Here is a 22,171-nt window from a genome sequence, read left to right as displayed (position 1 = left end):
TGTCGGGCTCAGGATCCGCGACAACAGCCTGAAGGCCAGGAGGAACCTTGCAATGACCGATGTCCTTGATGGCGTGCGCGACCACTATCGCGCGACCGGCCTGACCGAACGGCTGAAAGCGGCGCTGATGGCCTTCGGACCGGAGGATCGGCGGCTCACGCCCGAGCAGCTGGGCGCCCTCGACCAGTTTCACACCCGTGGGCTCGCTGCGACCACCGAGCTTGCGAAGTTGGCCGGGATCACCGCCGACATGTCGGTTCTTGATGTCGGCTCGGGCGTCGGCGGACCCGCGCGCTTTCTGGCTGCGACCTATGGCTGCCGGGTGACGGGCGTCGACCTCAGCGAACCGTTTGTTGATGCCGCGCGCTATCTGACCGAGCGCGCAGACCTGAGCGGGCAGGTGTCGTTCCAGACCGCCAGCGCGCTGGAGCTTCCATTTGACGACGGCCGCTTTGATGCGGTGTTGCTGCAGCATGTGGCGATGAACATCTCCGACCGGGCGCGGCTCTACCGCGAGATCCGTCGCGTGTTGAAGACGGGTGGCAGGTTCGCGACTTACGACGTCGTATCCAACGGCGCTGAGCCGCATTATCCCGTGCCGTGGGCGCGGACGCCCGCAACGAGTTTCCTCCTGACCGCCGCCGCGACGCGCCAGGCGATCGAACCGGCCGGTTTCCGCGCGCTGGCATGGCAGGACGACTCCGAGGCAGCCAAGGCCTGGATCGTACGGTTGCGCGCATCCGGGCCGCCGCCTTCGCCAAATCTTGGCGTGGTGATGGGGCCCGACTTCGCACAGCTTTCCGCCAACCTCGGACGAAATCTGATGGAAGGCCGGATTGGCATCCTGACCGCGGTGTTCGAGGCCGCGTGAATCATCCTGCGATAGGAGCTGACATGTCTACCGAAATCCTGTTCCAGACCCATCTCGTCTTCGGATATGTCACGTGGCTGCTTTGCTTTGGCGCGTACATCTGGCCCCGGCTCAAGGCGATGGACCATTTCGAAGCACAACGTGCGATCGCTACATTGCACAGCTTCCGCTTCTTCGGGCTCGTCTTCATGCTTCCGGGCGTGGTCGGCCCCAATCTGCCGGGCAGCTTCGCCGCGTTCGCCGCCATCTGGGATTTTGCAACCGGCGTGCTGGCCATGCTGGCGCTTCTCACGGTCAGGATCCGTCCGCTGTTCTGGCTGTTCGTCGTCGCCTTCAATCTCGTCGGGTTTGTCGACCTGATCCTCGACTATTACCACGCGGTCCAGGTCGGCCTCCCGGCGAAGGCCGGGGAGTTGGGCGCCGCCTACGCGATCCCGATCATCTTCGTGCCGGTGCTGATGATCACGCACGTCGCCGCCTTCTATCTGTTGATGCGCTCTCGGGCCCAGGTGGGGCGAGTCTTCACGGGAGAGGCCGCGGCGTCTTGAGATCGGATTGGGCAGGCAACCACCTCATCCTCGCGACAGCTTCTCGAACCGCTTGATCAGCCGCTCGCGCTTCAGCCGCGACAGCCGCTTGATCCAGAACATCCCGTTGAGCTGATCGATCTCGTGCTGGTGGCACACCGCGCGCAGGCCCTGCGATTCTTCTGTCTGCAAGTTGCCGTCGATGTCGCGATAGCTGATCCGGACGCGGGCATGGCGCAGGATGTCGTCGTTGACGCCGGGCATCGAGACGCTGCCTTCCTGATGCGTGATCATCTCCGGCGAGGCCCAGACGATCTCCGGATTGACATAGGTCCTTGCGCCGCTGACGGGATCGAGGTCGAGCACCACGACCCGCAGCGAAACGCCGATATGCGGCGCTGTGATGCCGATGCCGGGCGCGGCGTGCATGGTCTCGAGCAGGTCGGCCGCCAGCTCGCGCAGCGCGGCGTCGAACGCGGTCACGGGCTGCGCCGGAACTGCAAGCCGGGGGTCGGGATATCGGACGATGGGGCGGATGGTCATGGTCTCTGTCGCCGGGGGACTATTGCAGATATCCGACCACGAGGCGCGTGGCCTCGTCGACGAGGGTTCCAACCGCTTCATCCGAGAGCATGTCGGCGTGGTAGGATATTCCGGGTATCAAAGAAGCAGGGCATTTCTATGCGGGCGATCTCGATATCACCCATCCCTATGTCAGTCCATTGAACGGCGATTTCCGCGGCCTCGCGCCGATGATCGTGTTCTCCGGCACGCTCGATCTTCTCTATCCCGACAGCGTCGACCTGGCCGCAAAGGCGCGCGCGGCAGGTGTGCCGGTCGAGTTTCATCTGCGACAGGGCCAGCCGCATAATTATGCGGGGATGCCGACGCCGGAAGGCCGAGAGGCGCGCGCGATCATCCTGCGCGCCATTGCCGGGGGACCGACGTGATCGTTGTCACGAAGGAACGGCCAATCGTGGTCATCCCCGTTGTCCCACCTCGACGGGCACCAGTTTCCTGGAGACTTTCCAAAGCTGGCGATTGATGAAATCGGGGGCGACGCGGCGCATCAATGCAAGCTGCCTGGATTGGCCCGGATGGATTTCGAGGGCACCGGTTCTGAGGGACGCAAACGAGAGCTTCACCAACTCGTCGGTCGTGATCAGGGTGATGCCATCGCCTTCGGAAAGATCCGCCGTCATATCGGTCTTCACCGCGGGCGGCATGATCTCGATGATCTCCACACCCGAATCCTCAAACTGGAACCGGAGTGACTGGGTGTAGGAGTGGATCGCGGCCTTGGTCGCGCAGTAGATGGGCAGGCACGGCAGCGGCACAAAGGCGAGGCCTGAGGAAATGTTGATCAGGGTGCCCTTGTTGGCTGTCAGCATGTCAGTGAATGCCGAGGTCATGCGAAGCACACCGCCGACGTTGACATCCATCTCGACCATCAGTTCGGAGAGGTCGGCAGTGGAGGCCTTGAGATTCCTGTAACGGCTGATGCCGGCGTTGTTCACCAGCACGTCGAGCCCGGGGAAATCCGACTTCACCCTCGCAGCGAGGGCGGCAATCTGCGCGGAGTCCGCGACATCACTCCGGATCGTATGGAGCTTTGGGTGCTTTGCCTTCACCTGGTCGAGCACGGGCTGGCGCCGGCCGGTCACGATAACTTCGTTTCCGAGTTCGGCGAACTTGAGAGCGAAGGCAAGGCCGATGCCTGCGGAACCGCCGGTTATGAGGACGGTACGTTTAGTGAGTTTCATGGGACTTCCTTTGTTGTAGGGCTTGTCCAAGCCCGCCACGCCTTGAGCTGCAATCAAGACGTTCGAGGTTCGCGAAAAGAGTCGCGTTCAAGCGCGATTTTTTTGGTCCGACCGCGACTCTTTTCGAAACCCTCAAACGTCTTAGCTGAGAACGGATCAGGGAGTGCGATCATGGATTTGCAGAATCAAACCGCTATCGTGACCGGTGGCAGCCGCGGATTGGGCCTTGGTATCGTCGAAGCCCTCGTCGACCGCGGAGCCAGGGTGACCGTCGTCGCGCGCACCGCCGGCGATCTTGAAAGCGTCGCAAGGCGCCTTGGGGTCGGAACCATTGCCGCCGACGTCACCGATCGCGGGGAAGCGGGCCGGATCCTTGCCGAGTTGCGGCCGACGATCCTGGTTCTCAACGCCGGAGCCCCGCCAAGGATGGCTGCTCTCGACAAACTGTCATGGGAGACGTTCAGCAAAACCTGGAACACCGACGTCAAGGCCGGCTTCCATTGGCTGCAGGCTGCGTTGGCGACGCCACTCCCTCCGGGAAGCCGTGTCTTGGTCGGATCGAGCGGCGCGGCAGTGTTGGGCTCGCCGTTGTCGGGCAGCTATGCGGGCGCGAAACGCATGCTATGGTTGATGGCGAACTACGCGAACGGCGTGTCGACGGAGAACAAGCTCGGCATCCGCTTCCAGACGGTCGTTCCGCGCCAGATCATCGCCGGAACGGGCGTGGGAGACGCGGCGGCGGCGGCGTATAGCGCCAAGTCGAACGTCACGCTCGAACAATATTTCACACGCTTTGGCGCGCCGATGCCGCCGCGCCAATTCGGCGAGTACGTCGTCACGCTGTTGACGAACCCCTTGTATGAGGCCGACTTGGCCTTCGGCCTCAAGGGGGGCACCGGCATCTCGATCCTTGAGGGGGCCGCTGTTTGAATGAGGTACGCCCAGGAGTACACATTGAAGGCAGACAAGTCCGACATGTCTATCTCGCCTGTTGACGGTCGGGCGCGGCTTCAGGCGGTCATGGCCGAGCTGCGCCCCGAGCTTCACCGCTATTGCGCACGGCTGGCGGGCTCCGTCTTCGATGGCGACGACATCGTGCAGGATGTTCTTGTCCGCGCGCTTGTCGCCGCCGATGGCCTGGACCCCGAGACGCCACTAAAGCCGTGGCTGTTTCGGATCGCTCACAATCGCGCGCTCGATCACCTCAGGAGCCAAGCCGTGAGACGGAGCGAACCGATCGAAGCCGCGGTCCAGGTTGCGGACGACCTGACATTGGATCCAGCCGAGGCCCTTATGCGTCAGGAGGCGGTTGCCACCGCGCTCTCCCGCTTCACCCAACTGCCGATCGCCCAGCGCAGCGCGGTGATCCTGAAAGATGTGCTGGGTCACTCGCTCGAGGAAATCTCCGGACTTCTCGACCTCAGCGTCAATTCGGTGAAGGCGACACTCAGCCGTGGCAGGACCCGACTGACGGAGCTCAACGCAGCGCCAGGTAAGCCGCGCCTGGCGAAGCCCGCGTCAGCGGGCTCCGCGCAGTTTTCCGCGCTGTTCAATCAGCGCGACTGGGACGGCTTGCGCGCTCTGTTGGCCGAAGATGTTCATCTGACGCAGGCCACGCATCCCGATCGCAAGGGGCGGTCCGACGTGGGTATGTTCTTCACAATTTACGCGGAAATACCGGAGTTTCACCTCGTCCCGGCATACCTTGATGGCGGACACGGCGGCGAGGTGATGGCGGTTTTCGCGCGGGCCGACGATGCCCAGCCCAGCTACCTGATGAAGGTGGAATGGCGCGACTCTCGCATTGTCCGGATTCGCGACTTCCGTTATGCGGGTTACATTCTGGAGGGCGCGGATTTGGTCCTTGCCGCGCCCCGCGCCTGAAATTCGGTCAATCGTTGTCGATCGCCGCTGCGGCCGGAAAAGTCGCCCCACAAAACAAAGCGGCGCCCGCCCGCAAAAAAAGTGAGCTACGCGGCCCTCGACCTGTCGGTTCCACCAGATCCCGTTCGTCTTGCATTCAGAACGATGCATGGAGACCAGGAATGACCATCTCTCGCTATCGCTGGGTGATCGTCGCGGCCGGCGGCTTGCTCGGCTGTGTCGCGATCGGCGGCATGTTCTCGCTGCCGGTGTTCTTGCAGCCGATCGCGCGGGATACCGGCTGGTCCGTCACCGGCGTATCCAGCGCCATGACGATCGGCTTTCTGGCGATGGCCTGCACCAGCATGATCTGGGGCACCTTGTCCGACCGGTTCGGGCCGCTGCCGGTGGTGTTATCAGGCTCGGTGATGCTGGCCGCGAGCCTCGGGCTCGCTAGCCTGGCGACCTCGCTGGCCGCGTTTCAGTTCATCTTCGGGCTGATGGTCGGCGTCTCCTGTGCGGCGATCTTCGCGCCGATGATGGCGACCGTCACCGGCTGGTTCGATACCCATCGCAGCCTTGCCGTATCGCTGGTCTCGGCCGGCATGGGCATGGCGCCGATGACGATGGCGCCGTTCGCCGCCTGGCTGGTCTCGCAGCATGACTGGCGCACCTCGATGCAGCTCGTGGCGCTGGTCGTCGCGCTCATCATGATCCCGGTCTCGCTCCTGGTGCGCCGCGCGCCGGCGCTTGCGCATGCGGCGTCCGTGCCGTCAGACGATCCGGCACAGGCGGAGATGACGCTCGGCCAGGCGCTGCGCTCGCCGCAATTCGTCATCCTGCTGCTGACCAACTTCTTCTGCTGCGCCACCCATTCGGGTCCGATCATTCACACCGTCAGCTACGCCATCAGTTGCGGCATTCCGTTGGTAGCGGCCGTCACCATTTACAGCCTGGAGGGTTTTGCCGGGCTGGGAGGCCGCATCGCCTTCGGCCTGTTAGGGGATCGCTTCGGCGCCAAGCGCGTGCTCGTGCTGGGCTTGCTGGCGCAGGCGTTCGGCGCACTCGGTTATGTCTTCGTGCGCGAGCTCGCGGCGTTCTACGCGGTCGCAGCATTGTTCGGCTTCATCTATGCCGGCACCATGCCGCTCTATGCCGCGCTCGCCCGCGAAAACTTTCCGCTGCGGATGATGGGCACCGTGATCGGCGGCACCGCGATGGCCGGCAGCCTCGGCATGGCGATGGGTCCGCTGGCCGGCGGGCTGATCTATGACACCTTTGCGAGCTACACTTGGCTTTATGTCGGCTCCTGGATCATGGGCCTCGGCGCGTTCTTCATCGCGCTGACATTCCGCCCGGTGCCGAAGCTATCGCCCGCGCCGGTGCCGGCGTGATGCGATCACTTCACGAGCGTCAGCGCCGGCTTGCCCTTCTCGAGGACATAGGTCGCAAGCTCGCTGGCCTTGACGCTGCCGACGTTTTTCGCCGCATGGATCGTTCCCGCGGGGATGAAAAGAACGTCGCCAGCTCTGAGCGTTGCCGGCGGCTTTCCCTCGATCTCGTATTCCAGCGAGCCTTCGAGGACGTAGATAATCTCTTCGCCGGGATGGGTGTGGCGGCCGAACGCTGCGCCCGGCGCAAAGTCGACGCGGACCTGGAACGCCTCGCGGCCGGGAACGCTGAGATCATGCCGCTGCAGGTCGGTTCGTGTGATCCCCGCCGGCTGGGCCCGCGCGCCGTCGAGCGCCGAAGCGCTGCCCAGCATCAGCGCCGCGATCGCCAGAACCCGCGCCGTCTTCATCAACATATCGCTCATGTCGACTCCCCTTGGTTTCCGAACGGTACCGGTGCGTCCTGCCGCTGCTCACTGCGGCAATGGCTCGCCGGCTTGCTCCTTGACGATATAATCGGCGTACCAGTCCGGCCAGTTCCCGTCGTGCACGCCACCGTTGCGCTTCTCGTGCTCGCCATGCGCGGCGGCGGCGCGGCGGAGCGCACCGGCAAGATCGGCCGACGAACTGAAGGTGGTGTCTGCCTCGACGCGGCCGGGCAGGCGGGTCGTGATTTCCTGGAACAGCCAGCCGTTGCCGTCGGGATCGCGGAACGAGGCGTAGGAGCCGTAGCTGCCGCGCGCGGGATCGCGGCCGCTGACCCGGCGTCGCCCGGCGATATAGGGTTCGTCGGTGCCGGCGTGCACGTCGCCTCCGCCATGAAAGACGTCGCCGACCTCGACACCCCGGGCGCGCAGTTCGTTGCGGGCGGCTTCGATGTCGGACACGATCAGGTACAGGCCCTGCGCGGAGCCGGGCGCCGCCGGCGTGACGTTGTTGCCGAAGATGACCGAGGTATTCGAGCCGGGCGGCGTGAACTGGATCACGCGCCAGCCGTCACCGGAAGCAAAGTCGGCGTCCAGCCGCCAGCCGAGCTTGGCGTAGAACGCTTTTGCGCGATCGACGTCGGAGACGGGGATGACGACGACTTCGAGCTTCATGTCGACGCTCGTCCGGTTCGGGGTAGCCGTTGTGCCGGTTCCATCCTTGAGATCACTCATGGCTCTCTCCGTAATGCTGTCTTGATGTCTGAGCGGGCCAACACCTTAAGGCCCCGCGCTGCCGGTTCGTGTGACCCAAAACTAGATTGCTTCGACCTGCGCGCGAATATCCGTCGTTCGTCAGACACTCTTTCGTTTCGCGAGCGAATGCGCCGGCGAGGGCCAAGAAATCGCGAAAGCCACGAAGTCGTGATATAAATTAGCGTTGACTAATGGATTAGCGCGGGCTAATGGTTGTCCATGATCGAAGCCGCTCCCATCAATGCCGTCATGCGTGCGCTTGCCGATCCGACCCGGCGCGCGCTGTTCGAGCGCGTCGCCGGAGCGCATGAAATCACCGTGGCGGAACTGACAAAGGGCAGCGGCGTGACGCAGGGCGCGATCTCGCAGCACCTCAAGTCGTTGAAGCAGGCCGGCCTCGTCGCCGAACGACCCGAGGGCCGCAACGTTTATTACCGCGCCGCGCCGGAGGGGCTCGCCCCGCTGGCCGACTGGATGAGCCACTATGCGCTGTTCTGGCACGAGCGGTTCGCCAACCTGCGCACGCTTCTGAAGGAGATCGATCCATGAATAACGTCGCGTTGCAGTCCGACACCCAAGAGTCCGCCGCTCAAGAGATCGTGGTCGAGGCGAACCTCCCACATGCGCCGGAGGCGATCTGGAAAGCGCTGACGACCGGCGAACTGATCGGCCGCTGGCTGCAGATGACGCCGACCGGATTCGAAGCGGTGCAGGGCAAGCAGTTTACCTATCAGACCACCGCGGCCGGCGCCTGGGATGGCGTCATTCGTTGCCAGGTGCTCGAAGCCGTTCCGCACCAGCGCCTGGTCTACTCCTGGAAGGGTGGGCACGAGTCCAACGTCGGCTACGGTTCGCTGCTCGACACCGTCGTGACCTGGACACTCCAACGGATCGAACGGGGGACGCGCCTTCGCATGGTCCATTCCGGCTTCGTGCTGCCGCGAAACGACGGCGCCTACAAGAACATGAGCGGTGGCTGGAAGAAGGTTGTCCCACGCGTCGGCGAGATCGCCGGCGAGCAGGACTGACGCCGCTACCAAGACCGACGCAATTTCTGGCGGGCAGGGGCCAACACGCGAATGCCGGTTCGGCAAATGCCGATCCGTGTCTGCAATCAACCAAGCAACGAAGAGGTTAGTCATGAAGCTGAATGTCGTATCTGCGGACCAGTGGGAAGCTGCGCGCCAGGAACTGCTGGTGAAGGAGAAAGCCCTGACCCGTGCCCGTGACGCCATGGCCGCCGAGCGCCGGCGGATGCCGTGGATGGAAGTGGAAAAAAGTTATGCGTTCGATGGACCTGGCGGCAAAGCGAGCTTGCGGGATCTGTTCGAAGGCCGCCGCCAGTTGATCGTCTACCGCGCCTTCTTCGAGCCCGGCGTGCACGGCTGGCCCGAGCAGGCCTGCCGCGGCTGCTCCATGGTCGCCGACCAGGTGGCCCACCTCGCGCATCTGAACGCGCGCGACACCACGCTCGCCTTCGTCTCGCGCGCGCCGCAGACGGACATCGCGCGCCTCAAGGCGCGGATGGGTTGGGAGATGCCGTGGTACACCGTCACCGATAGTTTCGACACCGACTTCGGCGTCGGCGAGTGGCACGGCACCAACGCGTTTTTCCGCGACGGCGACCGCGTCTTCCGCACCTACTTCATCAAGAGCCGCGGCGATGAAGCGTTGGGGAGCACCTGGAGCTATCTCGACATGACCGCGCTCGGCCGCCAGGAAGTGTGGGAGGAATCGCCCGAGGGTTACCCGCAGACCCCGCCGTACAAGTGGTGGAACTGGCACGACAGCTACACTCCCGGCGCCGCGCCCGACCAGCGCTGGGTCGAGGTCTCCGACGCCGGCGTGACCGCGTTCCGGAAACGCGCCGGCTAGTGTGGAGAGGTGCGGCCATGAGTCTTCAGCAGGACGTGACTGATATGGGTCCGCGCCGGCAATGGCCCAAAGCAAGCGCGGACCGCTGGCTGTCGCTGGCGGCCGCGCCGACCTTCGCCGCCATGGCGCTGCTGACGGCGATGCCCGGTGGTGGCGCGCCCGATGTTTTGTGTTCGGCCGCGGGCGCGTCGTCGCTGGGCGGCATGATCCCGATGTATTTGCTGATGAGCGCCTTTCACTCGGCGCCCTGGCTGCGGCTGATGGCGAAGGCTTTGCGAAATTTCTCGAAGGGAACGATACATGAGTAAAGCCTATACCGGCGGCTGCGCCTGCGGCGCGATCCGTTATGCCATTCCTTCCGAACCTGTTTTCATGAATCACTGCCAGTGCCGCGATTGCCAGCGCAACAGCGGCACCGGGCACGGATCCTATCTGACCTTCGCGCCGCGCGACGATGTGAAACTCAGCGGCGACGCGAAACAGTGGGACATCGTCGGCGACAGCGGCAACGTCAAGACGCACGCCTTCTGCCCGACCTGCGGGTCGCCGGTCTATCTGACGTTTGCGGCCATGCCCGATATTTTCACCGTGCATGCCGCCAGCCTCGACGATCCCACCCGATACCGGCCGCAGGTGGTGACGTACGCCGGGCGCGGCGACGCCTGGGACCACATCGATCCGGGCTTGCCAAAATTCGACAAGATGCCGCCTGCGGCATGATCCGGAAGAGATCTGAGCGAAATGGCCCGACGGGCAAATAAACTTGCGTCGTCCCGGCCTTGAGCCGGGACCCATACGCCGCGGCCGAGATTGTCTAGCTGGATGGTCGACGGCTTTTTTCAACAACCGACATTTGTGGTTATGGGTCCCGGCTCAAGGCCGGGACGACAGAACCTACCGCGCTGCCACTTTCCCCGCCGCCTTCTTCGCCGGCGTCTCGCTTGCCGCCAGCGCCATCACCGAGACCGAAACCACGCGGTCGATAATCCCGGCGACGTCGTTGAGGTCGCATTGCCCCTCCGACAGTTTGGTCAGCCGCTCTTTTTCGCGGATGGTGTGGTGCGACATCGCCAGCGCGAAATTCAGGCCCCAGTAGAGGTCGACGTCGTCGCGGCCGGGCATCGCGCGGCGCATCGCGGCGATGAATTTCCGCAAATGATCGACCTCGCGGTTCTTGATGCGGCGGATCGGCGGCACCGATTCGATCGAGGCGCGGATCATGAACCGCGCCGCGGTCGAGCCTTCGCGGTCGGGACCGAGGCAGCCGCGTAAGGTCGGCCCGACCAGCGCGCGAAAGATCTGGTCGATCGGCGCGCGGCCGCCGCCGTTTTCCTCGGCGGCCTTCAACTCGTTCAGTCGCTCGCGGTTGGTGGCAAGGCTGCGGGTGACGAACAGTTCGGCGATCAGTTCGTCCTTGGAGCCGAAATGATAATTCACCGCCGCGAGGTTGACGTTCGCTTCGGCAACAATGTCGCGCAGCGTCACGTCGCCGAAGCCGCGGTCGGCATAGAGCCGTTCGGCGGCGGCGAGGATGGCGGATCGGGTTTGATCGCTCGGCATATCTGGCCCCCGTTTGGGGAGTTGCATTTCAAACGTGTGTATGAAACTATCGTTTGAAGGGCCGGAAAAGTCAATGCACGTTTGCGAGCGTGCCGCGTTTCCGGCTCAACCCGTGACGGCCTGTCAGCCGCGAACCCGCAAAACATCTTGCCGGGCCTGCGCGGCGGGCGGACAGTGCGGCCCAACAATTCAGAAGCCGAAGGTGAGGAGCGTCCCATGGACTTCAATATGTCAGACCGCCAGAAAGAATGGCTCGAGCGCGTGCAGGCGTTCATGAAGACGCACGTCCGTCCCGCGGTGCCGATCTACGACAAGCAGGATGCAGAGGGGCCGCGCTGGAAGGTGATCCCGATCCTCGAAGAGCTGAAAAAGAAGGCAAAGGCCGAAGGCCTCTGGAACATGTTCATGCCGCCGTCCTCGCACGAGGACGACGAATTCCACGGCGCGGGATTGACCAACCTCGAATATGCGCTGCTGTCGGAGGAGATGGGTCGCATCTCCTGGGCATCGGAGGTCTTCAACTGCTCCGCACCCGATACCGGCAACATGGAAGTATTCATCCGCTACGGCTCCAAGGAGCAGAAGAAGAAATGGCTGCGTCCGCTGATGGACGGCGAGATCCGCTCCGCCTTCCTGATGACGGAACCTGCCGTGGCTTCGTCGGACGCGACCAATATCGAGACGCGGATCGAGAAGGACGGCGACCATTACGTCATCAACGGCCGCAAATGGTGGTCGTCGGGCGTCGGCGATCCCCGCTGCAAGATCGCGATCCTGATGGGCAAGACCGATCCGAAGGCCGCGAAGCATCAGCAGCAGTCGCAGATCCTGGTTCCGCTCGACACGCCCGGCATCAAGGTCGAAAAGATGCTGCCGGTGTTCGGCTACGACGACGCGCCGCACGGCCATGCCCAGGTGCTGCTCGAGAACGTCCGCGTTCCCAAGGAGAATATCCTTCTCGGTGAGGGCCGTGGCTTCGAGATCGCACAGGGCCGCCTCGGTCCGGGCCGCATCCATCACTGCATGCGCACCATCGGCAAGGCCGAGGAGGCGCTGGAGAAGATGGTCAGGCGGCTGGCGTCGCGTACCGCCTTCGGCAAGAAGATCATCGAGCATTCGATCTGGGACCAGCGCATCGGCGAAGCGCGCGCCGATATCGAGATGAACCGCCTGCTGTGCCTCAAGGCCGCCGACATGATGGACAAGGTCGGCAACAAGACCGCGCAGGCCGAGATCGCCATGATCAAGGTCACGGCCCCCAATATGGCGCTGAAGATCATCGACAACGCGATCCAGGCCTATGGCGGCGGCGGCGTTTCCGACGAGGCCGGCCTGGCGAAGGATTATGCCCATATCCGCACGCTCCGCCTGGCTGACGGTCCGGACGAGGTGCACAATCGCGCCATTGCCAGACTTGAACTTCGGAAGTATGCAAACTGACGGGAGCGCTATGATGGCGCTCTCTAAGAAGAAATTTTAAGGGAGCGTCATCGTGGCCGACGGCGTCAGGAAAGACGAAGAGTTTTCAGGCACCAAGGAAGTCGAGGAGCGTCATCGCATCGATGAAAAGCACCTCGACGCTTGGATGAAGGAAAATGTCGAAGGCTATCAGGGACCGCCGACCGTCCTGCAGTTCAAGGGCGGCCAGTCCAATCCGACCTACAAGATCGAAACACCCACCCGTTCCTATGTGATGCGCCGCAAGCCGTTCGGCAAACTGCTGCCGTCCGCGCATGCGGTCGACCGCGAGTTCCGCGTCATCGCGGCCCTCGGCAAGCAGGGTTTCCCGGTCGCCAAGGCCTATGCGCTGTGCACCGACGACGGCGTGATCGGCGCCGCCTTCTACATCATGTCGATGGAAGAGGGCCGGGTGTTCTGGGATCCGTCGCTGCCGAGCCAGACGCCGGAAAATCGCCGCAAGATCTTCACCAGCAAGATCGAGACGCTGGCGAAACTCCACGTCTATGATCCCGAGAAAATCGGGCTCGGCGATTTCGGCAAGCCCGGCAACTATTTCGCGCGCCAGGTCGATCGCTGGACCAAGCAATACCGCGCCTCCGAGACCCAGCACATTCCGGAATTCGAAAAACTCGCCGAGTGGCTGCCGAAGACCGTGCCGGCGCAGGCGCGCGCCTCGGTGGTCCACGGCGACTATCGCCTCGACAACATGATTTTCCACGCCACGGAACCGCGCGTGCAGGCGGTGCTGGACTGGGAACTGTCGACGCTCGGCGATCCCATGGCCGACTTCACCTATCTGCTGATGCAGTGGACCATGCCGGGTCTGGCCAATTCCGATCTCAAGGCGCTCAACATTCCGAGCCTCGAAGAGGCGGCTGCAATCTACTGCAACGTCACCGGCAGCGCCGTGCCGGACCTGAACTGGTATTTTTCCTACAACCTGTTCCGGCTCGCCGGCATCACGCAGGGCATTGCGGGTCGCGTTCGCGACGGCACCGCGGCCAACGCCAAGGCACTGGAGTCGGCGGCACGCACCGTACCGCTGTCAAAGGACGCCTGGAAATACGCGCAGAAGGCCGGCGCGACCTGAGCCCAAACGCGTGCCTCGGACGCGATACGGCGCGCGACGCCGCGCCATAATCGCAGGGTGGGCAAAGGCGCTCTTCGCGCCGTGCCCGCCATCTCTCCCGATCGTTGCTGTCAAGGGTGGGCACGCTGTCGCTTTGCCCACCCTGCGATCCACCGGAAGCTGAATTGCCGCTCTCTCCGAATCTTCGCGGAAGCCTGCTCATGGCCGTTGCCATGGCCGGCTTCACGATGAACGACTCCATCACCAAGCTGATGTCGTCGGAGATGAATTTCGGCCAGGTGATGCTGGTGCGCGGCCTGTTCGCGATCGTGCTGATCGGCGCGCTCGCCGTCCATCAGCGCGCGATACGTCCGCTGCGGACATTGTTCGTGAAGCCGGTCGCCTTGCGCATCGTCGGCGAGGTCGGCGGCACCGTATCGTTCCTGGCGGCGATCACGCATCTGCCGCTCGCCAACACCTCCGCGATCCTGCAGGCGTTGCCGCTGACCATCACGCTCGGCGCTGCGGTCGCGTTCGGCGAGCCGGTCGGCTGGCGGCGCTGGTCGGCGATCGCGGCCGGCTTCATCGGCGTGCTCATCATCGTGCGGCCTGGCGTCGCCGGCTTCAACCAGTTCACGCTGTTGGCGCTGGTGTCGGTGCTGTTCTGTTCGGTGCGCGATCTCGCGACCAAGCGGATACCTTCGCACATTCCTTCGCTGGTCATCACGCTGTTGACGACGGTGACGGTGACGACCGCGGGCGCCGTCATTCTGGTTCCGCTCGGCGGCTGGACACAGCCTTCGACGCACTCGGTCGGCTTGCTGGCGCTCGCCGCCGTGCTGGTGCTGGTCGGCTATCAATGCGTCATCATGGCGCTGCGATCGGGCGATATCTCGGCGATCGCGCCATTTCGCTACACCGCGCTGCTATGGGCCTTGCTGCTCGGCTATCTCGTGTTCGGCGACGTGCCCGACACCATGATGGCGACGGGCGCTACGATCATCGTGCTGTCCGGCCTCTACGCCTTCTACCGCGAGCGCATCCGCCACCGCGAGGTGGCGGCCAGCGCCTCCGGCCTGCCGCCGGACGGGTTGTGAGCCGCATCCGAGCGCCGTCGATGTCAGGCATGGATCGGGCTGGAGAGGCAGGACAGCAAACGAGGGACGAGGCCGCGAGCGTCCTTGAATTTACTTCCGCTTTTGGCGGCCCAACGGTCATCACGCTTTCGAGCATGCATTGCGCTGGTCTCGACCGCCTTCGACCCGCGTTCATCCGCCTTCGAACAAGGCGATCATGTCGGATCGTTGGGGACCCATTCCTCGGCGGTTGAATCCCAATGATGTGTATCGTCGAATTGTTTCCAGAGTGGCTTCGGTTCGCTTTCTCCGCGCGTCCTTCGCAACACATTCAATGCTGGAAAGCCGACACAACCCAAAAGCGTCACCATCCAGTCGCGGGTGTTATGTTCGGGGTTTCGGTTGTTGATCGCGGTTAGCATCATGCGCCTCCTTGGAAGTAAGAAGCTGAGCTAATGTTACCCCCTCCAAAAGCAGACAAATGTGAGTGGCTTCACTATCTCAAAATGAACTTCTTCGGGCAGACACCGTACCCTGAAGATGCATCATGGCCGGGCAGCGGGGGCTCCACAATGGCAGCGACATCCGCGCTATCTGAGGCAGGACGGGCCCGCGCGGTGGCTGGCACCGACTGCGTGATTTTAGGTCTGGCGCCGCTACACCGCCAGCTTTTTGACGCATCAGCGCGCCTGACCTTGAACCTTCGCTTTGCCATTGTGACTCACGACCAGGGCAACGTGTGCCCGAATATGAGAGGGAACCATCATCTGAATTGAAACGCCACAATCGGAGGGACTGCCATGAGATCCAATTTTAAACTCGCAATGGTAATGCTCGCTGGCGTCGCAACTGGAGCTATCGCGGTCCAGGGCCTCCACGCTCAAGGAGCTAAGCTCAAAGCTTACTCGATCAGCGAATCTGACATCCTCGACGCTGCAGCCCAAGCAGCATACCTCCCTACCGCCCGGAAGTTGATAGAAGCAGCCCATGGCCGGGCTTTACGCACCGCAGCCGGACGGGTTGTTCAAATAGAGGGTGGGTCGCCTCCCAAGAGTGCGGCCATCGTCGAATGGGACAGCCTGGATGACGGAGTGGCATTCTACAAGTCGAAAGCCTGGGCGGACCTTGCACCCCAGCGTGACAAGGCAGTTAAGGTAATACGGCGGTACATCGTCGAAGCCGAAAAGTAGCGCTTTGCGGCGCGCAGCGCCCCATCCAACGCGGCTCAAGTCATTGGTTCATTTCTTTAAGAGAGGAGGGACTTCATGAAGTACATGATTGAATACACCATCCGCTCAACCGGACTCACCCACGACGAAGGTTTTGCGGGCTCGGAAGCTCTCCTGACCGCGTTCGGCAAATGGAAACCGGAAGACGGTTTGACGGTCCACGCGTTCGTCTCGAACCTGGCCGGTAACGGCGGTTACGTGCTGGCCGAGGCCAGCGACCCCAAGGTCATCGTCACGTTCGTCTCAAAGTACAACTTTTGGAACGACGTCAATGTCGTTCCCGTGGTCGATGTCGGCGAGGTGGTTCCGATAGCTGCGGCGTCCCTTGCTTGGGCGAAGAGCGCTTCGAAAAGCTGATCGATCTGCTGTAAGACCGAAGCGACCGGCTCATCGCATTTATTTGAATGAGAGAGGCCGCCGCGAGGCGGCCTTTCTGCGCAACCAATATCGGAATGCATGGTGGGCGCGCCGAGACCTCGGCCTCGGTGTTTCAAGATTGCTGCTCGCCCTTGCCCCACGAAGTGATTCCAATGATTTCGACGACTTCCGAAATTGGCACTTCGCGTCAATTCGCTGCGCTGCCGAAGTTGGTCGCTCTCGGGCCATAGCGGACTCTGGCGCGCCGTCTGCCGGCATTTTGGTTCACGGCTGCTGCTTCGCTTCCCCGCAAGCGCAATCTTCGTGCAACGGCTGCGACAAAGTAACCCGACGGGCAAATCACCAAAAGTCTGTCCAGCCCTTCGCGCAAAAATAATTTCGTTGCCCCGTCGGGCAAATCAGACGTTTAACTCCGCGCATCCTGTCCCACCAGAGGGGCGTTGGCCATCGTCGCAAACGAGGGGCAGGGAGCGGTGGACGCGATGGCGGCGAGGACGAACGCTGCCGTTGCGTACGGTGAAATCGTGGTCCGACGCCCCGGTGCTGGCGTCAAGTTGACGGAAGCGAAAGCCTACGTTGACGATGGTGGCAAGAAAGCCGGTCACCAGGACGATCACGTATAAGCCGTAAAGCCATTGCGCAGGGAAGGCCGGGTGTTCTCCGCTGAACCTGTATGCTCGTGTGCAGCATTTTTTGATACGCATCGCACGCGAGACCGCGGGTGCAGCGCGCACCCGGTCCTCCCCGCGCCCTCTGATTTCGAGGGCAAACGAAATGCAAAACCTCGGGCGCATCGCGCCGCGAGAAGGTGGACGCATATTCAGTCGTCGTCCCGGCGAACGCCGGGACCCATACGCCGTGACAGAGAATATTTAGCGAGATGGTCGACGACTTCGTTCAGCAACTGACATCAGTGGTTATGGGTCCCGGCTCAAGGCCGGGACGACGGTTGATAGAGCAGGGATCGTTCCGATCAAATCGGCTTCCCCGCATACGGCATCGACGCGGTGAGGCCGCCGTCGACCGGGATCGCCTGGCCGTTGACGTAAGACGCGTCGTCGCTCGCCAGGAACAGGCCCATCGCTGCGAGCTCATGCGGCTGGCCGGGACGCTTCAGCGGATTGAGCTGGCCGATCTTGTCCTGGGTGCCGCGCTCCTTGGCGCGGTCGAACACCGGCTTGGTCATGCCTGTCTCGATCAGGCCGGGGCAGACCGCGTTGATGCGTACGCCGGTGCCGGACAGCGAATAGGCGGTGGTCTGCACCAGGCTGATGACGCCAGCCTTGCTAGCGCCGTAGGGATGTCCGCTGGCGCCGGCCTTGAGGCCCGCGACCGACGCGGTGCAGACGATCGAACCGGACTTCTGCTTGATCATGTGCGGCATCGAATGCTTGATCGCGAGGAACGGTCCGATCAAATTGATGCGCAGCACTTCCTGCCAGTGTTCGACGGTCTGGTCGGGGATCGGCACCAGCCCGCCGGAGACGCCGGCATTGGCCCAGATCGCATCGAGCCTTCCATATTTGGCGACCGCCTTGTCGATGAAGGCCTTCACGTCGGCTTCCGAGCCCGCATCCGCCATCACGGCCTCGACGGTGCCGCCGGCATCGCCGACCAGCTTGGCGGTTTCCTTCACGCCTTCGGCGCGATCGACGATAACAAGCTTGGCGCCTTCCCTGGCGAACAACACCGAGGCCGCGCGCCCGATGCCGCTGCCAGCACCGGTGATGATGACGGATTTGCCTTCGAGGCGGCCCATGAATCTCTCCCTGTCAGTTTATGGTTGTCGGAGCTTCCGCCATGCGGAATTCAAACAAGATTTCAAACGATGAAGTCACTTGAGACGTTGACTGCTCTGACGTACAGCGACAGCGAACAGTATTGAAGGGCCTTGGCGATGTCCAATACCGACAAATCAGTTGCAGCTCCGAAAGCGGGCGTGGTCACGACGCGGTGGTGGTGGGTGCGCCACGCGCCGGTTCGCGAGGACAATGGCTGCATCTACGGCCAGAAGGATCTCGGTTGCGACACCAGCGATCGCGTGGTGTTCGACGCGGTCGGGAAAATCCTGCCGCGCAACGCGGTCTGGTATGCAAGCACGCTGAAGCGCACGCATCAGACCGCCGACGCGATCTGGGCCGCCGGTTTTCCCAAGCCTTCGGCGATGCCGCATGTGAAAGACTTCGCCGAGCAGCATCTCGGCGAATGGCAGGGCATGAACCGCGCCGCGTTCCTGGCCAGCCGTCCGGTCGGCAGCCACTGGTTTGCCGCAATCGACGAGCCGGCGCCGGGCGGCGAGAGTTTCATGGACCTCTATAACCGCGTCTGCGGCGCGATCGTGCGCATCAATGCCGAACAGGCGGGCAGGGACGTCATCGCCGTCGCGCATGGTGGTACGATCAAGGCCGCAGTCGGTCTTGCGCTCGGCGGCCAGCCGGAAAAGGGTCTGGTGTTCGACATCGACAATTGTTCGGTGACGCGGCTCGATCATATTTCAAGCGCCGGCCACGACGGCTGGCGGCTGCCGATGGTCAACCAGCAGCCGTGGATCGCGGACGCCTCGCACAACGCCATGCATCAGCCGGCGGGACCGGAGATTGCGCCCACCAAGCTCGCGTGAGTTCGGCGGGCTGCGGTTGTCGAAGGCCGCAAAGGCTGCTTAGCTCGCAAAGACTGCTTATTTAAAAAGCGAAAAACCAAAACCGGCGCAGAGCTGGATCAACATCTGGGAGAGAGACATGACCTTGTTCGATATGTCGGGGAAAGTTGCCGTCATCACCGGCTCGACGCGCGGCATCGGCCGCGCCATCGCCGAACGGATGGCCGAGCACGGCGCCAAGGTCGTGGTGTCCTCGCGCAAGCAGGACGTCTGCGACCAGGTGACCAAGGAGATCAACGACAAGTTCGGCAAGGGCACGGCGGTCGCGATCGCGGCCAATATTTCCAGCAAGGAAAACCTGCAAAACCTCGTCAACGAATCCAAGCGCGCCTTCGGCAAGATCGATGTGCTGGTGTGCAACGCCGCGTCGAATCCGTATTACGGTCCGCTCGGCGGCATTTCGGACGATCAGTTCCGCAAGATTTTGGACAACAACATCGTCGCCAACAACTGGCTCATCAGCATGGTGGTGCCTGACATGATCGAGCGCAAGGACGGCTCGATCGTGATCGTGTCATCGATCGGCGGCCTCAAGGGCTCGACCGTGCTCGGCGCCTATGCGATTTCGAAAGCGGCCGACATGCAGCTCGCCCGCAACCTCGCCTGCGAATACGGCAAGCACAACATCCGCGTGAACTGCATCGCGCCCGGCCTGATCAAGACCGACTTCGCAAAAGCCCTGTGGGACAATCCCGATACCCTGAAGGCGTCGACCGCGCGCTCGCCGCTGCTGCGCATCGGCGTTCCCGACGAGATCGCGGGTGCTGCGGTGTTGATGGGATCGAAGGCCGGTGACTTCATGACCGGCCAGACCATCGTGATTGACGGCGGGGCTACGATTAGCTGAGGCGCGTGTCCCGGACGCGGTGCGGCGCGAAGTGCCGCTCCGCAGAGCCGGGACCCATGATCGTCAAACCGCGCCGCGGCCCCGGCCTAGCAACGCACCGCTGCGTCGCATCCGGGGCACGAGACCTCACTCCACCGCCGCGTAGACCAGATCCCGCAGCACCGCGCGGAGATATTCGCGCTGGCCCGGGCCCTGCATCATGAACACGCAAAACAGCTCCTCGGCGGGATCGATGAAGAAGAACGTTCCGGCCATCCCGCTCCAGAAGAACTGACCGCGCGATCCCGAGAACGGCGCCATGCCGTCGTGGGTCCGAACCGCGAAGCCGAGGCCAAAGCCGTGACCGGCCGGCATCAACGGCGAGTCGACCTTGACGTGGGGGCCGAGATGGTCCGACGCCATCAGTTCCAGCGTCTTGCGGCCGACGATCCTGATGCCGTCGAGCGAGCCGCCATTGAGCAGCATCTGGCTGAACCGCGCATAGTCCATCGTGGTCGAGACCAGCCCGCCGCCGCCGGATTCCATCACCGGCTTCTCCAGCATGTTGAAGAGCTGCACCTTCTCGCCGGTCCAGGGATCGGTCGGGAACGGTTCGGCGAGACGTCCGGCATTGGCCTCAGGCGTGTGGAACGCGGTCTCGGCCATCTGCAGCGGCGCCAGGATGCGCTCGGTCAGGAACGCGCCGAGCGACTTGCCGGAGACGACCTCGATGATGCGGCCGAGGACGTCGGTCGAGCGGCTGTAGTTCCATCCCTCGCCAGGCTGGCAGATCAGCGGCATGCCGGCGATGATGGTGGCGTGCTCGGCGTTGCTGATCTTGCGGCTGCGCAGCCGCGACTGCTGGTAGAGTTGCTGGACCAGACCATTGCCGGTGTGGTCGTAGGTCAGGCCCGAAGTATGCCGCAGCAGGTCCTGCACCGTCATCTGCCGCTTCACCGGCACGAGGTCGAGCTTGCCGTTGTTCTCGATGCCGACCTTCTGGTCGGCAAACTCCGGAATGAATTTCGCGACGGGGTCGCCCAGGATGAAGTGGCCGTCCTCGACCAGCATCATGATGCCGATCGAGACGATCGGCTTGGTCATCGAGAAGATGCGGAACAGGCTGTCATGCGCCATCGGCGCAGAGGCCGCAGGATTCTGCCGGCCGATCGCATCGAACCAGCCGATCTGGCCGCGGCGGGCCACCATCACCGTCGCACCGGGCAGGGTTCCCTTGTCGACTTCGCGCTTGAAGGCGTCCGACATCAGTTGAAGTCGCTTGCTCGAAAGCCCGATCGCTTCCGGCTTGGCCTGCGGGAGGGAGGGGGTCTGCGGGGCGGATGTTGGCCGGGCGGCGGTCTGGGCGTTCATGGTCTCTCCCGTTGCTCTTGTTGCTTATGGGAGAGGAAATTGACGCAGAAGCCGGGGCTTGGATAGGGGGTCTTGATGCCGGCGGCTGCGCTTCACCCTTGCAATCGGGGCATGGCCTATGCTTGAAACGGCGCGAACTTGGGATAGATTCCGGTTCACTGTAGGGGTGTAGCTCAGTTGGTAGAGTACCGGTCTCCAAAACCGGTTGTCGCAGGTTCGAGCCCTGCCGCCCCTGCCAATTAAATTCACGGGTTAATCAAAGGCTTGGCCTGATTTCATAACCCGATCGTTAGCCCCGTTACGACACTAGCTGAAGAACGCCGCCACGACCGCCATGTCGGATGCCGAGGCCTCGTGACCGCGCAGGGTAGCGTCGATCACCCGCCGGCAGGCATCGACCGTGAGGGTGTCGCCGAGGTCGTTCGCCGCGTCGAGAACGGTCCAGACGGTATCGGCCGGGGATGCTTCCTGAGCAGGCTGGGTTTGGCTGAGCGCCATGATCGTCTCATGTCCCGTAAATGGAATGCGCAGCGTGCCGGCAAATTTTTAAGAACGCGCGTGCGCGCTCGTTCGGATTTGAAGCGAGGCGTTACCCGGCATTAACCAATTGGGTTCGCATCGGGACCGGCGCGTTACGTCCTAATCCTCGTCTTCCTGTGGCGGCGGTGGCATGCGCTTGCGCGCGCCCCTCGGCGGCGGAGGCGGGGGCGCGGCGGCTTGCTGCGGCGGGAAGAACACGTCGTAGCAGGGTTGGCTCAACCGCGGCCCGCTGGCCCGAAGGCAGGCCTCGACGCTCCTTGGATCGAACAGATAGGCGCCGCAGAGCCGCATGGCGTCCGGTGTGCAGGCTTCACGCTGTTCGGGGGTTCCCTGATTCTCCTGGGCGAAAGAGGCAATGGGGGTCACGAGGAAAAATGCAGCCGCAGCCAGCCCGCGGCAAATTCGACACGACGCCATTATGATTCCTGCTCCGTTGCGGGGATCCCCGGCCGCGGAGCAGGCGATAAATCTGCGTCAACAAATTGGCGGTTCCACAGCGATGGAAACCGCAAAGGATCGGACGGTTGCCTC

28 protein-coding genes and 1 tRNA gene are annotated in these 22,171 nt (G+C 63.2%); 19 read left to right on the top strand and 10 right to left on the bottom strand.

From position 1 onward, the window contains the following. Positions 1–52 precede the first annotated feature (52 nt). Both BLR13_RS01500 and BLR13_RS01495 read left to right on the top strand, forming a co-directional pair. Positions 53–871, top strand: a complete 819-nt coding sequence (locus BLR13_RS01500) for a class I SAM-dependent methyltransferase (RefSeq protein ID WP_074828368.1) — start codon at positions 53–55, stop codon at positions 869–871. Positions 872–894: 23 nt separating this feature from the next. After that, a complete protein-coding gene (locus BLR13_RS01495) occupies positions 895–1,419 on the top strand; it encodes a hypothetical protein (protein ID WP_074828371.1) in 525 nt (174 codons plus the stop codon). A gap of 24 nt (positions 1,420–1,443) precedes the next feature. Here the strand turns inward: BLR13_RS01495 and BLR13_RS01490 are convergent, their stop codons facing one another. Beyond that, complete coding sequence (locus BLR13_RS01490) at positions 1,444–1,941, bottom strand: peptide deformylase (RefSeq protein ID WP_074828374.1); 498 nt, start codon at positions 1,939–1,941, stop codon at positions 1,444–1,446. Between the two features lie 107 nt (positions 1,942–2,048). On the opposite strand from BLR13_RS01490, the gene BLR13_RS01485 reads away from it, so the two are divergent. Beyond that, positions 2,049–2,348, top strand: coding sequence for an alpha/beta hydrolase (locus BLR13_RS01485; protein ID WP_083387658.1), 300 nt, complete (start codon positions 2,049–2,051; stop codon positions 2,346–2,348). Between the two features lie 30 nt (positions 2,349–2,378). Here BLR13_RS01485 and BLR13_RS01480 read toward each other — a convergent pair whose 3' ends face one another. Then, positions 2,379–3,191, bottom strand: coding sequence for an SDR family oxidoreductase (locus tag BLR13_RS01480; protein ID WP_244525049.1), 813 nt, complete (start codon positions 3,189–3,191; stop codon positions 2,379–2,381). A 141-nt stretch (positions 3,192–3,332) separates the two neighbouring features. On the opposite strand from BLR13_RS01480, the gene BLR13_RS01475 reads away from it, so the two are divergent. The 3 genes from BLR13_RS01475 to BLR13_RS01465 all read left to right on the top strand — a co-directional run bounded on the left by BLR13_RS01475 (position 3,333) and on the right by BLR13_RS01465 (position 6,418). Continuing rightward, positions 3,333–4,091 carry an SDR family NAD(P)-dependent oxidoreductase gene (locus BLR13_RS01475; RefSeq protein WP_074828378.1) on the top strand — a complete coding sequence of 253 codons (759 nt, stop codon included), beginning with the start codon at positions 3,333–3,335 and terminating at the stop codon, positions 4,089–4,091. Between the two features lie 45 nt (positions 4,092–4,136). Then, a complete protein-coding gene (locus tag BLR13_RS01470; RefSeq protein ID WP_074832131.1) occupies positions 4,137–5,045 on the top strand; it encodes a sigma-70 family RNA polymerase sigma factor in 909 nt (302 codons plus the stop codon). Between the two features lie 161 nt (positions 5,046–5,206). Next, a complete protein-coding gene (locus BLR13_RS01465; RefSeq protein WP_074828381.1) occupies positions 5,207–6,418 on the top strand; it encodes an MFS transporter in 1,212 nt (403 codons plus the stop codon). A gap of 5 nt (positions 6,419–6,423) precedes the next feature. On the opposite strand, the gene BLR13_RS01460 is transcribed toward BLR13_RS01465, so the two are convergent. After that, on the bottom strand, positions 6,424–6,825 hold the full coding sequence (locus BLR13_RS01460) for a cupin domain-containing protein (protein WP_074832134.1): 402 nt from the start codon (positions 6,823–6,825) through the stop codon (positions 6,424–6,426). A gap of 63 nt (positions 6,826–6,888) precedes the next feature. Further along, positions 6,889–7,575, bottom strand: coding sequence for a VOC family protein (locus BLR13_RS01455; RefSeq protein WP_074828385.1), 687 nt, complete (start codon positions 7,573–7,575; stop codon positions 6,889–6,891). A 240-nt stretch (positions 7,576–7,815) separates the two neighbouring features. Between BLR13_RS01455 and BLR13_RS01450 the strand changes: the two genes are divergently transcribed. The 5 genes from BLR13_RS01450 to BLR13_RS01430 all read left to right on the top strand — a co-directional run bounded on the left by BLR13_RS01450 (position 7,816) and on the right by BLR13_RS01430 (position 10,191). Next, positions 7,816–8,145 carry an ArsR/SmtB family transcription factor gene (locus BLR13_RS01450; protein WP_074828390.1) on the top strand — a complete coding sequence of 110 codons (330 nt, stop codon included), beginning with the start codon at positions 7,816–7,818 and terminating at the stop codon, positions 8,143–8,145. Continuing rightward, positions 8,142–8,624, top strand: a complete 483-nt coding sequence (locus BLR13_RS01445) for an SRPBCC family protein (protein WP_074828393.1) — start codon at positions 8,142–8,144, stop codon at positions 8,622–8,624. The genes BLR13_RS01450 and BLR13_RS01445 overlap by 4 nt, the downstream gene beginning before the upstream one ends. Before the next feature lie 112 nt (positions 8,625–8,736). Beyond that, positions 8,737–9,471, top strand: a complete 735-nt coding sequence (locus BLR13_RS01440; protein ID WP_074828396.1) for a DUF899 domain-containing protein — start codon at positions 8,737–8,739, stop codon at positions 9,469–9,471. Positions 9,472–9,515: 44 nt separating this feature from the next. Continuing rightward, positions 9,516–9,779, top strand: coding sequence for a hypothetical protein (locus tag BLR13_RS01435; protein WP_074832138.1), 264 nt, complete (start codon positions 9,516–9,518; stop codon positions 9,777–9,779). Then, positions 9,772–10,191 carry a GFA family protein gene (locus tag BLR13_RS01430; RefSeq protein WP_074828398.1) on the top strand — a complete coding sequence of 140 codons (420 nt, stop codon included), beginning with the start codon at positions 9,772–9,774 and terminating at the stop codon, positions 10,189–10,191. Before BLR13_RS01435 ends, BLR13_RS01430 begins: the two co-directional genes overlap by 8 nt. Before the next feature lie 174 nt (positions 10,192–10,365). Here BLR13_RS01430 and BLR13_RS01425 read toward each other — a convergent pair whose 3' ends face one another. Then, positions 10,366–11,031, bottom strand: a complete 666-nt coding sequence (locus tag BLR13_RS01425) for a TetR/AcrR family transcriptional regulator (RefSeq protein WP_074828400.1) — start codon at positions 11,029–11,031, stop codon at positions 10,366–10,368. A gap of 216 nt (positions 11,032–11,247) precedes the next feature. On the opposite strand from BLR13_RS01425, the gene BLR13_RS01420 reads away from it, so the two are divergent. The 3 genes from BLR13_RS01420 to BLR13_RS01410 all read left to right on the top strand — a co-directional run bounded on the left by BLR13_RS01420 (position 11,248) and on the right by BLR13_RS01410 (position 14,658). Continuing rightward, positions 11,248–12,471 (top strand): acyl-CoA dehydrogenase family protein, encoded by a 1,224-nt coding sequence (locus tag BLR13_RS01420; protein ID WP_074828402.1) that lies wholly within the window; start codon positions 11,248–11,250, stop codon positions 12,469–12,471. Between the two features lie 52 nt (positions 12,472–12,523). Further along, entirely contained in the window at positions 12,524–13,582 is a 1,059-nt protein-coding gene (locus BLR13_RS01415; protein ID WP_074828404.1) for a phosphotransferase family protein, read from the top strand. A gap of 164 nt (positions 13,583–13,746) precedes the next feature. Continuing rightward, on the top strand, positions 13,747–14,658 hold the full coding sequence (locus BLR13_RS01410; RefSeq protein WP_074828409.1) for a DMT family transporter: 912 nt from the start codon (positions 13,747–13,749) through the stop codon (positions 14,656–14,658). 194 nt (positions 14,659–14,852) lie between these two features. On the opposite strand, the gene BLR13_RS39815 is transcribed toward BLR13_RS01410, so the two are convergent. Next, positions 14,853–15,062 carry a hypothetical protein gene (locus BLR13_RS39815; protein ID WP_172805568.1) on the bottom strand — a complete coding sequence of 70 codons (210 nt, stop codon included), beginning with the start codon at positions 15,060–15,062 and terminating at the stop codon, positions 14,853–14,855. A gap of 375 nt (positions 15,063–15,437) precedes the next feature. Here BLR13_RS39815 and BLR13_RS01405 point away from each other — a divergent pair, with 375 nt between their 5' ends. Both BLR13_RS01405 and BLR13_RS01400 read left to right on the top strand, forming a co-directional pair. Further along, on the top strand, positions 15,438–15,827 hold the full coding sequence (locus BLR13_RS01405) for a DUF1330 domain-containing protein (protein ID WP_079586937.1): 390 nt from the start codon (positions 15,438–15,440) through the stop codon (positions 15,825–15,827). A gap of 75 nt (positions 15,828–15,902) precedes the next feature. Further along, positions 15,903–16,223 (top strand): DUF3303 domain-containing protein, encoded by a 321-nt coding sequence (locus tag BLR13_RS01400; RefSeq protein ID WP_074828414.1) that lies wholly within the window; start codon positions 15,903–15,905, stop codon positions 16,221–16,223. A gap of 994 nt (positions 16,224–17,217) precedes the next feature. Here BLR13_RS01400 and BLR13_RS01390 read toward each other — a convergent pair. Further along, positions 17,218–18,003: an SDR family NAD(P)-dependent oxidoreductase gene (locus BLR13_RS01390; protein WP_074828420.1), complete on the bottom strand. Its 786-nt coding sequence runs from the start codon at positions 18,001–18,003 to the stop codon at positions 17,218–17,220. Positions 18,004–18,141: 138 nt separating this feature from the next. On the opposite strand from BLR13_RS01390, the gene BLR13_RS01385 reads away from it, so the two are divergent. Together BLR13_RS01385 and BLR13_RS01380 are read left to right on the top strand one after the other, a co-directional pair. Next, complete coding sequence (locus BLR13_RS01385) at positions 18,142–18,864, top strand: histidine phosphatase family protein (RefSeq protein WP_074828425.1); 723 nt, start codon at positions 18,142–18,144, stop codon at positions 18,862–18,864. Between the two features lie 118 nt (positions 18,865–18,982). Further along, positions 18,983–19,750: an SDR family NAD(P)-dependent oxidoreductase gene (locus tag BLR13_RS01380; RefSeq protein ID WP_074828428.1), complete on the top strand. Its 768-nt coding sequence runs from the start codon at positions 18,983–18,985 to the stop codon at positions 19,748–19,750. A gap of 126 nt (positions 19,751–19,876) precedes the next feature. On the opposite strand, the gene BLR13_RS01375 is transcribed toward BLR13_RS01380, so the two are convergent. Beyond that, positions 19,877–21,100, bottom strand: coding sequence for a serine hydrolase domain-containing protein (locus tag BLR13_RS01375; RefSeq protein ID WP_074828431.1), 1,224 nt, complete (start codon positions 21,098–21,100; stop codon positions 19,877–19,879). Positions 21,101–21,262: 162 nt separating this feature from the next. Between BLR13_RS01375 and BLR13_RS01370 the strand changes: the two genes are divergently transcribed. Next, a tRNA-Trp gene (locus BLR13_RS01370) sits at positions 21,263–21,338 on the top strand. Between the two features lie 68 nt (positions 21,339–21,406). Here the strand turns inward: BLR13_RS01370 and BLR13_RS01365 are convergent. Next, a complete protein-coding gene (locus tag BLR13_RS01365) occupies positions 21,407–21,598 on the bottom strand; it encodes a hypothetical protein (RefSeq protein ID WP_074828435.1) in 192 nt (63 codons plus the stop codon). A 141-nt stretch (positions 21,599–21,739) separates the two neighbouring features. Further along, positions 21,740–22,006, bottom strand: coding sequence for a hypothetical protein (locus BLR13_RS01360; protein ID WP_244525047.1), 267 nt, complete (start codon positions 22,004–22,006; stop codon positions 21,740–21,742). Positions 22,007–22,171: the final 165 nt, after the last annotated feature.

The organism is Bradyrhizobium ottawaense (assembly GCF_900099825.1).
Taxonomy (GTDB): Bacteria; Pseudomonadota; Alphaproteobacteria; order Rhizobiales; family Xanthobacteraceae; genus Bradyrhizobium; species Bradyrhizobium ottawaense_A.
This window is presented reverse-complemented; position numbering and strand designations above follow the sequence as displayed.

Excerpts from the sequence above, each read along its gene's own strand:
- BLR13_RS01500 (WP_074828368.1), top strand. The coding sequence starts at position 53 with ATGACCGATGTCCTTGATGGCGTGCGCGACCACTATCGCGCGACCGGC.
- BLR13_RS01495 (WP_074828371.1), top strand. The coding sequence starts at position 895 with ATGTCTACCGAAATCCTGTTCCAGACCCATCTCGTCTTCGGATATGTC.
- BLR13_RS01490 (WP_074828374.1), bottom strand. The coding sequence starts at position 1,941 with ATGACCATCCGCCCCATCGTCCGATATCCCGACCCCCGGCTTGCAGTT.
- BLR13_RS01475 (WP_074828378.1), top strand. The coding sequence starts at position 3,333 with ATGGATTTGCAGAATCAAACCGCTATCGTGACCGGTGGCAGCCGCGGA.
- BLR13_RS01470 (WP_074832131.1), top strand. The coding sequence starts at position 4,137 with ATGTCTATCTCGCCTGTTGACGGTCGGGCGCGGCTTCAGGCGGTCATG.
- BLR13_RS01465 (WP_074828381.1), top strand. The coding sequence starts at position 5,207 with ATGACCATCTCTCGCTATCGCTGGGTGATCGTCGCGGCCGGCGGCTTG.
- BLR13_RS01460 (WP_074832134.1), bottom strand. The coding sequence starts at position 6,825 with ATGAAGACGGCGCGGGTTCTGGCGATCGCGGCGCTGATGCTGGGCAGC.
- BLR13_RS01455 (WP_074828385.1), bottom strand. The coding sequence starts at position 7,575 with ATGAGTGATCTCAAGGATGGAACCGGCACAACGGCTACCCCGAACCGG.
- BLR13_RS01450 (WP_074828390.1), top strand. The coding sequence starts at position 7,816 with ATGATCGAAGCCGCTCCCATCAATGCCGTCATGCGTGCGCTTGCCGAT.
- BLR13_RS01445 (WP_074828393.1), top strand. The coding sequence starts at position 8,142 with ATGAATAACGTCGCGTTGCAGTCCGACACCCAAGAGTCCGCCGCTCAA.
- BLR13_RS01440 (WP_074828396.1), top strand. The coding sequence starts at position 8,737 with ATGAAGCTGAATGTCGTATCTGCGGACCAGTGGGAAGCTGCGCGCCAG.
- BLR13_RS01435 (WP_074832138.1), top strand. The coding sequence starts at position 9,516 with ATGGGTCCGCGCCGGCAATGGCCCAAAGCAAGCGCGGACCGCTGGCTG.
- BLR13_RS01430 (WP_074828398.1), top strand. The coding sequence starts at position 9,772 with ATGAGTAAAGCCTATACCGGCGGCTGCGCCTGCGGCGCGATCCGTTAT.
- BLR13_RS01425 (WP_074828400.1), bottom strand. The coding sequence starts at position 11,031 with ATGCCGAGCGATCAAACCCGATCCGCCATCCTCGCCGCCGCCGAACGG.
- BLR13_RS01420 (WP_074828402.1), top strand. The coding sequence starts at position 11,248 with ATGGACTTCAATATGTCAGACCGCCAGAAAGAATGGCTCGAGCGCGTG.
- BLR13_RS39815 (WP_172805568.1), bottom strand. The coding sequence starts at position 15,062 with ATGATGCTAACCGCGATCAACAACCGAAACCCCGAACATAACACCCGC.
- BLR13_RS01405 (WP_079586937.1), top strand. The coding sequence starts at position 15,438 with ATGAGATCCAATTTTAAACTCGCAATGGTAATGCTCGCTGGCGTCGCA.
- BLR13_RS01400 (WP_074828414.1), top strand. The coding sequence starts at position 15,903 with ATGAAGTACATGATTGAATACACCATCCGCTCAACCGGACTCACCCAC.
- BLR13_RS01390 (WP_074828420.1), bottom strand. The coding sequence starts at position 18,003 with ATGGGCCGCCTCGAAGGCAAATCCGTCATCATCACCGGTGCTGGCAGC.
- BLR13_RS01385 (WP_074828425.1), top strand. The coding sequence starts at position 18,142 with ATGTCCAATACCGACAAATCAGTTGCAGCTCCGAAAGCGGGCGTGGTC.
- BLR13_RS01380 (WP_074828428.1), top strand. The coding sequence starts at position 18,983 with ATGACCTTGTTCGATATGTCGGGGAAAGTTGCCGTCATCACCGGCTCG.
- BLR13_RS01375 (WP_074828431.1), bottom strand. The coding sequence starts at position 21,100 with ATGAACGCCCAGACCGCCGCCCGGCCAACATCCGCCCCGCAGACCCCC.
- BLR13_RS01365 (WP_074828435.1), bottom strand. The coding sequence starts at position 21,598 with ATGGCGCTCAGCCAAACCCAGCCTGCTCAGGAAGCATCCCCGGCCGAT.